Below are 10,999 nucleotides of genomic sequence, written 5' to 3'. Positions count from 1 at the left end.
GTTTCAACTTTCGGGGTAAAGGTCATCCCAGAAATTTAGGAATGCAGTCCTTTTTGATTGGTCTATTAATGACTCGCTGATTCAGCGTTATCAGCGACCGCCCGGGCCTTTGTCTGTTTTTGGATGCTTACCCTGCGATAGCAAACTAAAAAGATGATGTCCGTCAAAATCATGGCAAGAATCCCCCAAATGAACGAACCGTTAAATTGGAACGGTAAGAGGACCCCTACTAAAAGTCCGATGATGATCCCGGTCACTGCCATCACCCACGCGATGTTGGTTGGCATGGCCGGATTGATTGGTTTTGGTCGTTTCTGCATGATGTTCTCCCCAGTAAACTAATTAATTGTTATTAGTGTAGGCCTCGGCGTGAGAAAAATGCAATCTTTTCCCGTTGGTTTAGCGAGAGTTTAATGTTTTTCGCCGCTTAGCTAAATGTTTCCAGCAGGTCGTGGGCTGCCGCAGTGATGTTGGGCGCCTGGGTGAGTAAACTGATAACAGCGGCGCCGGCGACACCTGTCCTGGCCACTGCTTGATAATTAGCTTGCGTAAGGCCACCAATCGCAACAATGGGGCGGCGACTTGCCTGAACTAAGGCCGTTAACCCGGTTAATCCAATGGCTGGATCCGCATCTGCTTTTGATTGCGTTGGAAAAATGGGCCCACTACCAATGTAGTCAACTGCCGCCAACGTGTTTGCGGTGCGAACTTGAGCCAATGTATGGCACGAATAGCCGATGATCATGTCGGGAACGGCGGCAATGACCGCCTCGATGCGTTGATCCGTTTGACCGACGTGGATCCCGTCCGCATGGAGCGTTTGGGCTAAGTCAACGTCATCATCAACAAAAAACGGAATGCTGGCCGTTTGGCATTGTGCCCGGAGCTGTTCCCCCAACGTTAATCGGGCTGTTCCTGTTAGTGCACCAGGTCCCTTTTCACGGTACTGAAAAGCAGTGATTCCCCCGTCGATTGCCGCTGCCAACTGATCTGGCAAGGTTTGACCAGCTGGGACATCTTGTGATCCAGCCACAAAGTACGCCGTTAATTGCTTTGCGTTAAAGTTCATTGTGCCCCTCCTGCTCATCAATGGTGGCCCAATGATTCAATGGTCCGTGACCATGACCCACCGTAATCCCGTCTGTTATGGTCGCCGTGACGAATTGCTTCCCGGTGCGAATGGCAGTTTCAATGCTGGCCCCCTTCGCAAGTTCAGCGGTGATGCAGGCTGAGAGTGTGTCGCCAGTCCCGTGTGTCCTGATCGTCTCGATGCGCGGCGCGCTAAGCCAAAACGACCGGCCGTTTTCTAACAGCACAAAATCGCGAACCTGATCACTATTTGCTTCGTGACCCCCTTTAATAATAACGTTGGCGGTCCCGCGTGCTTGTAACTGCTCAGCGGCTCGTTGCATGTCCTGATCAGTCGTTATCGTCATGTTGGTTAAGGCCATTGCTTCAGGAAGATTTGGTGTGACGATGGTCGCAAGTGGCAGTAGTTCATCACGAACCACAGCAATTGCATCGTCACTAAGCAACGGTGCGCCCCCCTTAGCAATCATTACGGGGTCCACGGTTAACGGGCCAAAGTCGTAGCGCTTCAGGTTCGTCACCACCGTTTTAACCCGCGTAACGTCAGCGAGCATACCCGTTTTACAGGCTTTAATGGCGAGATCCGCTGCTAAACTAGCAAATTGCGCATCAATAATTTTTGGTGGCAGAGAAAACGCATCCTGCACCCCGAGCGTATTTTGAGCAGTAATGGCAACAAGAACAGTCGTTGCGAAGGTTTTTCGCGCCTGCATGGTCTTTAGATCTGCCTGCATCCCAGCGCCGCCGCCAGAATCAGAGCCAGCAATGGACAGTGCTTGTGGGTATTGGTCATCGTGATCAAATGCGTTCATAACGTGTTAGTCCTCCCCTAATTGAATAAATGGCGCAAGGTCGTTAGCGGTCACGCCACAGAGCGCATCTAATAGTCGAATCCCAAACGTTCCCGGTTGTCGCTCAGTTAATTGATGGTGCGTCACCGTCCAGGCGCCAATGGCCCCAAGTAACGCGGTCCCTGTGGCAATTGCGGTCAACGGTTGGTCACTAACCGCAAGGAATGCACCGAGTACACTGCTGAGCAGGTCGCCAGAACCAACGTGGGTCGCAAACAATGGCGTTCCGGCCCGGTTGATCACGACATGGTCACCGTCCGTAATGACATCAATTGGTCCAGTCGCAACCACACAGCAGCGGTACTGTGCTGCAACCGCTTTGGCCGTTTCAATGGTGGTTGACAGGCCATTTTGGTTGGCTGCATCAATTCCCCGCGTCACCGCCGTCAAGCCAGCAAGACTCGCGATTTCGCCAGTGTTCCCACGAATGACGGTCGGTTGAACCATCGCCATTAAGTGATCAAACACCTGCCGTCGTTTTGGAAGACCAACGGCAACCGGATCAACAATCACCGGAACGTGGTCCGTGTTAGCGGCTTGGCCAAGGGCCTCCATGTGCGTGACTTGGGCTGGTGTCCATGTGCCAAGGTTTAGAACAACTGCATCGGCAATGGTCAGGAGATCCGCTGTTTCTTCAGGTGCACATGACATAATGGGCGACGCGCCGATCGCGCTTAGCGCATTGGCGACCTCGTTGACTGTGACAATGTTGCTAAGGTTTAAAACCACCGGCTGGTGCGCCCTAATGGTCATTAATAAGGCCGGGTCAACGGCTGTGAACTTGTTTGTCATTGTGACAACTCCTTTTAATTACACAAAAAGGGCGCTGAACCAGGATTAATGGTCCAGCGCCCCGCTCAATCGTACCTTAAAAACCCGGGTTGCTGACCACTTTCCTACGCAAGTGTAAACTTACAGGTTCAAAGGGTCCGGCAAGTTGCCATCTCAGTTCATCAATGATGAACCCCCCTAGTGGTGTTCGCTTATTCATTATTAGCATACAGATTAATTCTTGTGCCGTCAATTCAAGCCGTTACCGATCTTGCCACTGTCGCTTGATGAACGCACTTCGCCCACCCGCTTCTTCCATTTCAAAGCGGAGCGGATTCTTTTTGTAGAAATCCTGATGATAGTCCTCAGCTGGGTAAAATGGCTTGGCATCTTCGATCTGGGTCACAATCGGTTGATCAAACCGGCCAGACGCGGCAAGTGCTGCCTTAGACGCTTCTGCCACTGATCGCTGTTCGGAACCATTCACATAAATTACCGGACGATAACTGTCACCACGGTCTTGGAATTGACCCATGGCGTCAGTTGGATCCGTTTGTTGCCAGTAAATATCAACCAGTTGTTCATATGACATAACGGTTGGGTCAAACGTGATTTTGACGGCTTCCGTATGCCCAGTTGTGTGACTGGCGACTTGCTCATACGTTGGGTTGGCCACGTGGCCGCCAGTGTAGCCGGCGACAACACTGTGGATGCCTGGAACCGTGTCAAAGGGTTTAACCATGCACCAAAAACACCCGCCTGCAAAAATTGCTGTTTCTTCTGCCATCGTTAATCCTCCTGTTGGTGTGCTTGTTGGGAAACGTTAGGAAATTGACTGATGTAGTCAGTGTACCCCTGGGCCTCTAACTGATCTGCCGGGACAAAACGGAGGGCCGCAGAATTGATGCAGTACCGTAACCCACCGGCTGCGATCGGACCATCAGTAAAAACATGGCCAAGGTGTGAGTTAGCGTCGCGGCTCCGTACTTCAGTTCGTTCCATTCCAAATGATTGATCACGGTGTTCCTGAACGTTTTGTGGTGCGATTGGCTTTGTAAATGAGGGCCACCCACAACCAGCGTCATATTTATCCAGCGACGAAAACATGGGTTCACCACTCACAATGTCAACGTAAATTCCTGGTTTATCAAACGCGTCATACTGCCCAGAAAACGGGCGTTCCGTCGCACCCTCTTGAGTGACCGCGTATGCTTCCTTACTCAACCGTGCGAGTGCGTCTTTTTTATCTTGCATTTGCAATCCCTCCACCATTATTTAAATTAACCAACTGAAGTAATAAAACACTTACTTCTCGTAAGTCTATTTTCCACGTTTTGTGCAGTGGCGCAAGTAATTTGCTCAACGGAATCGTTAACTAACAAAAAACGGCACAAAACAGATCATTACTGATCCGCTTTGTGCCGTTTAACCATGATTTGTGATTTAGAACGCTGCTTGCAATGGTGGGACAACTTGTTTCTTACGTGAAACAACCCCAGGTAAACTAGCAGTGTGGTTGGTTAAGGTCGTGTTAAAGGCCTTTTCAACAACATCAGCTGGTTCACCCCAAACGAGCAACCGTGAGTCGCTGTCTAAGATGTTTGTCACTAACACTAAGAATAAGTCGTAGCCGTTTTCTTTGGCGTCAGCAGCCATGGCAGCTTCTAACTTATCTTGGCGGGCAAACACTTCGTCAAGATCAACGGTATTGATTTGGTCAATCCGAACAGTCTTGCCACCCATGTCAAATGACTTGGCATCTTGTTCAACCAATTGTGCTTCTGACTTTGAAGCCAAGTTTGTGCCGGCCTTTAATTCTTCCAAACCGTATGTTTGGTAATCAATGTCAGCAATTTCAGCCAGGGCGATAACGGCGGCCCGGTCATCAGCAGTTGTTGTTGGTGACTTCAACAGTAATGTGTCAGAGATAATGGCCGACAACATCAAACCAGCCAATTGAGCCGGAATTTCAACCTTGACTTCGTCAAACATTTTAACCAAGATCGTGCTGGTACAACCAACGGGTTCTGCGCGGTATGAAACCGGCTGTGCCGTTTGGAAGTTGGCGATCCGGTGGTGATCAACCACGTGGGTAACCGTTACGTCAGCTAAGTCAGCAACGCTTTGTTGCGCTTCGTTGTGGTCGACCAGCATAACACTGTCAACTTCATTCGCAACGCTTGTCACGATCCGTGGTGTTGGTTCGTCAAAGTAGTTCAAGACAAACTGAGTTTCTTCGTTTGGTGTCCCTAAAGCAACTGCTTCTGTATCGAAGCCAAGGTGGTTTTGCAGGTATGAATAAGCCTTCGCTGCAACGATGGCGTCTGTATCAGGACTTTGGTGCCCGAAAATTAACTGTTTGCTCATTAGTTCTCTGCTCCTTCAGTGTGTTCACCGTATTTTCTATTGTGAATCTGCGTTAAGCGAGAAATGTAGTCTTGTTCATTCAAATAGGTTTCGAATGTATCAAGTAATTTCCCGACACGCGGAATCTCATCTTTATCTTTACGGAAAACGAACGCTAAGTCAAATTTAATTCCAGGTTCAAACTGAGCAGCGTACATGTCTGATTCTAATCCCTTAGCCAAGATGTAGCTGTTTGGTAAGGCAGTGTAGGCCCCTGTTTCAGCACTGAATTGGTAAATTTGGTCAGGCGTTGTGAAGCGCGCCACAGCATTTGGCAAATCAACCATGGCATTCTTGTAGTTTTCACGCAACACTTGGTCTAAGTAGTACTCGCGTGGGTACGTTACCCAGACGTTGTTTAACGTGTCCTTTAACCGAATCTTTTTCCGTTCAGCCATTTTTTGTTCGTGGTGAATGAATAAAAGATCTTCCGTGATGATCTTCTTTGACCGGTATGGCTTCCAGTTTTTAATGCTGTCATCTGGAAGGTACATGATTGCCAAATCGATCCGGTTATTTTCCAAACGGTCCCAGATTTCTTTTCTGGTCAACATATGGAAGTTGATCGTGATGTCTGGGTTGGCTTCGTAGTATTGAATAGCAAAGTCTTCAAAGACTGAGTATTCAATGGAGGCCAACAGACCGATGTTGATTTCACCAGAGTCAGCAGAAGTTGTTTGCTGAATTTCGTCGGTTGCACGGTTCAACACATCATAAATTTCATGAGTGGCGCCGAGCATGGTGTTCCCAGCTTCGGATAACCGGAGCTTTTTACCAACGGAGTAAAATAATGGTGCACCAACTGTCCGTTCCAGTTTTTTAATTTGTTGTGTTAAAGCCGGCTGTGTGATCCCAAGGATTTGGGCAGCTTGCGTATAGTTCATCGTTTCGGCTAATTGTAAAAAGTAGGTTAGCGTCTTTGATGAAAAAATCGTTTCTTGCTTATTTTTCATTGTGAAACCACCTTTCAAAGGATTTATTAATTGTTTTATTGGCCAAAACAAGTATAAAGTAAAACTTTTCGATACGATAATTGTACGCAAAAGTGGTCTACTCGTGCAAGTATTAGCTCCCGATCGCAATTATTTTTTAATAACTAGCCCCTAATTTTCCAAATGTGAAACTTTATGGCCCTTAACACACGGATGACCAAGGGTTTTTAATTAAAAAAAGTGTGCTCACAGTAATGTTAATACTGTAGCACACTTGGTTTTGAAGCGCTTTAAATCGTCCTGCTCAATTAATCTGCCTAATGGTTTACCCAAGCAAAACATTAATTCAAGACTAATTCTGCTTCACGACGCCGAATGGAGAGTGGTAACCCTTCCGTATCCACATCGATCACAAACGATCCATTTGAGTAACGTGCGTTCCGCTCGTGCTCAGCCGGTAAAACATCGTGGCGAACGCCGCGAGCCGTCACGATTTCGACGGGTGAAAGGGTTCGTTTTGCCAACGCAATGAAATCAATAATTTCATGCGGTGCTGTCTTCAACTCACGAAGGCACATCACCCCACGACGGGCCCGGCTGGTAACGGTCACTTCACTAACGGCCATTTTCTTTAGGGCACCGCGTTGGGTCACAATCATAACATCATCAGTTTCACTCACCAATTGACAGTTGACGACCTGATCACCGTCACGTAAGTCCATGGATTTAGCCCCGCTTGTCCGGGCACCTGTAGTCGGCACCTCAGCTAGATCAAAGCGCAAACCGTAGCCGTGTTGAGACATTAACATAACGGTCAGTGGGTCATCGCCGTCAACGTAAGCCACGTTAACGACCTGATCATCCGCCTGCTTCAGCTTTTCAAACATGCTGGCCCGTTTTTTATACGTCCGGCCTGGTAACAGGTCCATAAAGGCCGTTTGTTTGATCAAACCGTGCCGCGTTGCGATAACAAACCGCCCGCTTTCCTTTAGGCTCTTAAACGTAAAGGCGGCCATTAGCTCTTCGTCATCCGCTAAGCCAATGGATTGCGAAATGTGTTCCCCAGTATCCTTCCACCGGGCATCCGCGACTTCGTGAACGGGGCGGTAGATTAAGTTCCCCTTGTTCGTAAAGATGAACAAGTGGTCCAACGTGGATACCTTTTCAAGCAAGATTGGGTAATCCTCGTCCTTTAGCCCATTATCATCCGTAACGGATGCTTGGTATGACCGTGGTGAACTACGTTTGATGTACCCATCGTGAGAGACCATCAAAACGACGTCTTCGTCAGCCACGGTGACCGTCCGGGCAACCTTTAATTCCTCAATCTGTGCCTCAATCTGCGTAAGCCGATCAGAACCAAAGGTCTTTTTAACATCCTGCATCTGAAATCGCATGACTTTCCGCAAGGTTGCATCGTTGTCCAAAATGTCGGTCAACCGCGCAATTTCTTCCGTCAGATGATCATGCTCTTGTTGCAGTTCGGTCACATCGGTGTTCGTCAACCGGTATAACTGTAACGTAACAATGGCTTCAGCTTGAGGATCGGTGAAGGCATACTGGTCGATCAGGTTTTGTTTTGCGTCCTTCCGGTTTTTACTCCCCCGAATGGTCGCAATGACTTGATCCAGAATGGATAATGCTTTGATCAACCCTTCAACGATGTGTTGCCGCTTTTGGGCACGTTCAAGGTCAAAGTGCGTCCGTTTTGTAATGATTTCACGTTGGAAATCAATGTACGCCTGGAGGGCGGTCTTTAGCCCGATCCGTTCCGGCCGCATGTTGTGAATGGCCACCATGTTGAAATTGTAGGTGATTTGAAGATCCGTGTTTTTTAACAGGTAGTTTAAGATCCCCTGCGCATCCGCCCCGGACTTTAGTTCAACCGCAATGGTTAAGCCGTTCCGGTCGGATTCATCGCGAACTTCGACGATTCCCTCGACCTTTTTCATGATCCGAATTTCGTCCATCTTCTTGACCAACAGGGCCTTGTTGACTTCATACGGAATCTCGGTGATTTCAATTTCTTGTTTACCACCCTTAAGGGCCTTAATGGCAGTCTTAGAGCGGAGAACAATCTTACCAGCGCCGGTTTCGTACGCCTTTTTGATGCCGGCGACCCCCTGAATGATCCCCCCAGTTGGGAAATCAGGGCCCTTAACAAAGCCCATTAGATCATCAGTCGTTGCTTTAGGATGAGCCAGCAAGTAAATCAGGGCATCAATGACTTCCGTTAAATTGTGCGGGGGAATTTCGGTTGCATACCCTGCTGAAATCCCGCTCGCCCCGTTAACCAATAAGTTAGGGAACCGGGCTGGTAGAACAGTGGGTTCATTTTCTGTGTCATCAAAGTTCGGAACAAAATCAACCGTCTCTTTGTCGATGTCTTGCAACATCGTTCCAGAAATTTTACTCAACCGGGCTTCCGTATACCGCATGGCAGCCGGCGGATCGGCGTCGATCGACCCGTTATTCCCGTGCATCTCAATGAGGGGTGCACGGAGTTTCCAGTCTTGACTCATCCGCACCATGGCTTCATAAATTGATGAATCACCATGGGGGTGATAGTTACCCATAACATTTCCGACAGACTTTGCTGACTTCCGGAATGCCTTATCATACGTGTTGCCATCCTTGTTCATTGCATACAAGATCCGGCGTTGAACGGGTTTTAGCCCATCCCGAATATCAGGAAGTGCCCGATCTTGAATGATGGATTTCGAGTAACGCCCAAAGCGTTCACCCATCACATCTTCCAAGGTCAGTTCCTGAATGTGTTGTTCATTTTCAGCCACAAACGCGACTCCTCTCTCGCTAAGATTAACTCTGATTGCGTCCTACTGACACTTTTGGACTAGTCGGTCGGTTGGTCCCAAACGGTGATCGTTGGACCAGTGCTGGTTGAATCGGTTGATTCAGCGGTCAATGACACACTGTCAGTCGCTTCGGTATCTTCATCCACATTATGGGCGGAATTAACAGCCGCATTGTCTAAGATCGAACCGTCCTCTTCTAAGTTAAAGGCGACGTTTTCTTCAATCCACTTACGTCGTGGTTCAACTTTATCGCCCATTAAGGTCGTCACCCGCCGTTCAGCTAAGGCCGCGTCATCGATCCGCACCCGGATCAATGTTCTTGTGTGTGGATCCATGGTCGTTTCCCATAGTTGGTCCGCGTTCATTTCCCCAAGCCCTTTAAACCGTTGGAGTGAGTAACCGCGGCCAATCTTCTTTTCCTTGGTCCCAAGCTCGGCGTCCGTCCAGGCGTATTCAATCTGCGTCTTTTTTCCAACCCCACGTTGAAGCTTATACAGCGGTGGTAAAGCAATGTACACCCGGCCAGCGTCGATCATTGGCCGCATGTACTTATAAAAGAACGTTAACAGGAGGATCTGGATGTGGGCACCATCATCATCGGCATCCGTCATGATGATGATTTTGTCGTAGTTGGCATCCTTGATGTTAAAGTCAGCCCCAACACCGGCACCGATCGTGTAGATCATGGTGTTGATTTCTTCATTTTTGACGATGTCTTGTAACTTAGCCTTTTCGGTATTCAAGACCTTCCCTCGCAGTGGCAGAATGGCTTGGAACTTCCGATCACGCCCTTGTTTAGCTGAACCACCGGCAGAATCACCCTCGACTAAGAATAATTCATTGCGTGATGAGTTCTTCGACTGTGCGGGCGTTAGCTTTCCAGAGAGGAGCCGTTCTTGACGACCCTTCTTCTTCCCGTTACGGCTTTCGTCCCGGGCCTTTCTAGCAGCTTCGCGCGCTTGGCGTGCTTGCAAGGACTTTCTGATGAGCATTTGGGCAAACTCCCCGTTCTCCATCAGGTAAAAGCCCAGTTGCTCGTTAATTACGTTATCGACGATTGTCCGCGCTTCGTTAGTTCCGAGCTTGTCCTTCGTCTGACCTTCAAATTCCAAAATTGCTTCTGGAATCCGCATAGAGATAACCACGGATAGCCCTTCCCGAACGTCGGAACCCTCAAGGTTTTTATCCTTGTCCTTTAACAGACCAACCTTGCGCGCGTACTCATTGAACGCCTTGGTCCAGGCTGAGCGTAACCCAGCTTCATGGGTCCCACCACCAGGTGTCCGCACATTATTAACAAACGAAAGGGTCGTTTCCGAGTACCCATCGTTATACTGAGCGGCCACTTCAACTTCGACACCCTCTTTGTTTCCGTCAAAGTACATGACGTCACCCAGGGTGTCCTTGTCCTCGTTTAAGTAAGCGACAAATTCCTTGATGCCATCAGGGAAGAGGAAGGTCTCCGCCCGCTCTTGATCAGCCCGTTCGTCTGTTAACGTTATCTTGACGTTTGTCAGCAAAAATGCTGATTCACGGAGCCGTTCTTCTAACGTATTAAAGTTATAAACGGTGGTTGTAAAGACGCTTGGGTCTGGTTTGAAGGAAACCGTTGTTCCGTTAGCCTCTTTGGTCTTGCCTAACTTCACAAGGGTTCCCACTGGTTGGCCACCGTTTTTAAAGTCTTCCTGGTATTTTTGACCGTCTTTCACGATGGTCACCGTTAACCATTCAGATAATGCGTTAACAACGGAAGAACCAACTCCGTGAAGACCACCAGAGGTCTTATAGCTCCCCTCGTTAAATTTACCACCGGCATGGAGCACGGTGAAAATAACTTCGGGCGTTGGGATACCAGATTCGTGCATTCCCACTGGCATCCCCCGGCCATGATCGCGAACCGTGATCGAGTTGTCTGCATGAATGGTCACGTTGATTTCTTGACCAAATCCTGCTAAAGCCTCGTCAACCGCGTTATCCACGATTTCATAAACCAAGTGATGAAGGCCCCGGCCGTCGGTTGATCCGATGTACATCCCCGGACGCTTCCGAACGGCTTCGAGACCGTGTAAAATTTGAATGCTTGATGCGTTGTAATCCTCGGCTGATGAAGCCATGTCAACATCCTCTCTCAATT

At 48.7% G+C, this 10,999-nt stretch carries 10 protein-coding genes and 1 riboswitch; all 10 genes read right to left on the bottom strand.

Going from position 1 to position 10,999, the window contains the following annotated elements; all coding sequences use genetic code 11:
- Positions 1 to 65 precede the first annotated feature (65 nt).
- The 10 genes from ACKTR5_RS07525 to parE all read right to left on the bottom strand — a co-directional run bounded on the left by ACKTR5_RS07525 (position 66) and on the right by parE (position 10,979).
- Positions 66 to 320 carry a hypothetical protein gene (locus ACKTR5_RS07525; RefSeq protein ID WP_407880460.1) on the bottom strand — a complete coding sequence of 85 codons (255 nt, stop codon included), beginning with the start codon at positions 318 to 320 and terminating at the stop codon, positions 66 to 68.
- A 107-nt stretch (positions 321 to 427) separates the two neighbouring features.
- Positions 428 to 1,069: a thiamine phosphate synthase gene (gene thiE / locus ACKTR5_RS07520; RefSeq protein WP_407880458.1), complete on the bottom strand. Its 642-nt coding sequence runs from the start codon at positions 1,067 to 1,069 to the stop codon at positions 428 to 430.
- Complete coding sequence (thiD, locus tag ACKTR5_RS07515) at positions 1,059 to 1,901, bottom strand: bifunctional hydroxymethylpyrimidine kinase/phosphomethylpyrimidine kinase (RefSeq protein ID WP_407880457.1); 843 nt, start codon at positions 1,899 to 1,901, stop codon at positions 1,059 to 1,061. The genes thiE and thiD overlap by 11 nt, the downstream gene beginning before the upstream one ends.
- Before the next feature lie 6 nt (positions 1,902 to 1,907).
- Positions 1,908 to 2,732 (bottom strand): hydroxyethylthiazole kinase, encoded by an 825-nt coding sequence (gene thiM / locus ACKTR5_RS07510; protein WP_407880456.1) that lies wholly within the window; start codon positions 2,730 to 2,732, stop codon positions 1,908 to 1,910.
- Between the two features lie 84 nt (positions 2,733 to 2,816).
- Positions 2,817 to 2,921: riboswitch (TPP riboswitch) on the bottom strand.
- Positions 2,922 to 2,973: 52 nt separating this feature from the next.
- Positions 2,974 to 3,498 carry a peptide-methionine (S)-S-oxide reductase MsrA gene (gene msrA, locus ACKTR5_RS07505; protein WP_407880454.1) on the bottom strand — a complete coding sequence of 175 codons (525 nt, stop codon included), beginning with the start codon at positions 3,496 to 3,498 and terminating at the stop codon, positions 2,974 to 2,976.
- A gap of 2 nt (positions 3,499 to 3,500) precedes the next feature.
- Complete coding sequence (msrB, locus tag ACKTR5_RS07500; protein ID WP_407880453.1) at positions 3,501 to 3,983, bottom strand: peptide-methionine (R)-S-oxide reductase MsrB; 483 nt, start codon at positions 3,981 to 3,983, stop codon at positions 3,501 to 3,503.
- 171 nt (positions 3,984 to 4,154) lie between these two features.
- The gene (locus ACKTR5_RS07495) at positions 4,155 to 5,078 is read right to left on the bottom strand and encodes a manganese-dependent inorganic pyrophosphatase (RefSeq protein WP_407880452.1); all 924 of its coding nucleotides are present in this window, start codon (positions 5,076 to 5,078) and stop codon (positions 4,155 to 4,157) included.
- Positions 5,078 to 6,070: a LysR family transcriptional regulator gene (locus ACKTR5_RS07490; RefSeq protein ID WP_407880451.1), complete on the bottom strand. Its 993-nt coding sequence runs from the start codon at positions 6,068 to 6,070 to the stop codon at positions 5,078 to 5,080. The genes ACKTR5_RS07495 and ACKTR5_RS07490 overlap by 1 nt, the downstream gene beginning before the upstream one ends.
- Positions 6,071 to 6,390: 320 nt before the next feature.
- Positions 6,391 to 8,844 (bottom strand): DNA topoisomerase IV subunit A, encoded by a 2,454-nt coding sequence (gene parC / locus ACKTR5_RS07485; protein WP_407880450.1) that lies wholly within the window; start codon positions 8,842 to 8,844, stop codon positions 6,391 to 6,393.
- Positions 8,845 to 8,903: 59 nt separating this feature from the next.
- Positions 8,904 to 10,979, bottom strand: coding sequence for a DNA topoisomerase IV subunit B (gene parE / locus ACKTR5_RS07480; protein WP_407880449.1), 2,076 nt, complete (start codon positions 10,977 to 10,979; stop codon positions 8,904 to 8,906).
- Positions 10,980 to 10,999: the final 20 nt, after the last annotated feature.

The organism is Furfurilactobacillus entadae, from assembly GCF_045862745.1.
GTDB classification, from domain to species: Bacteria; Bacillota; Bacilli; order Lactobacillales; family Lactobacillaceae; genus Furfurilactobacillus; species Furfurilactobacillus entadae.
Note: the sequence above shows the minus strand (reverse complement) of the source record. Positions and strands in the feature narration are given on the sequence as shown.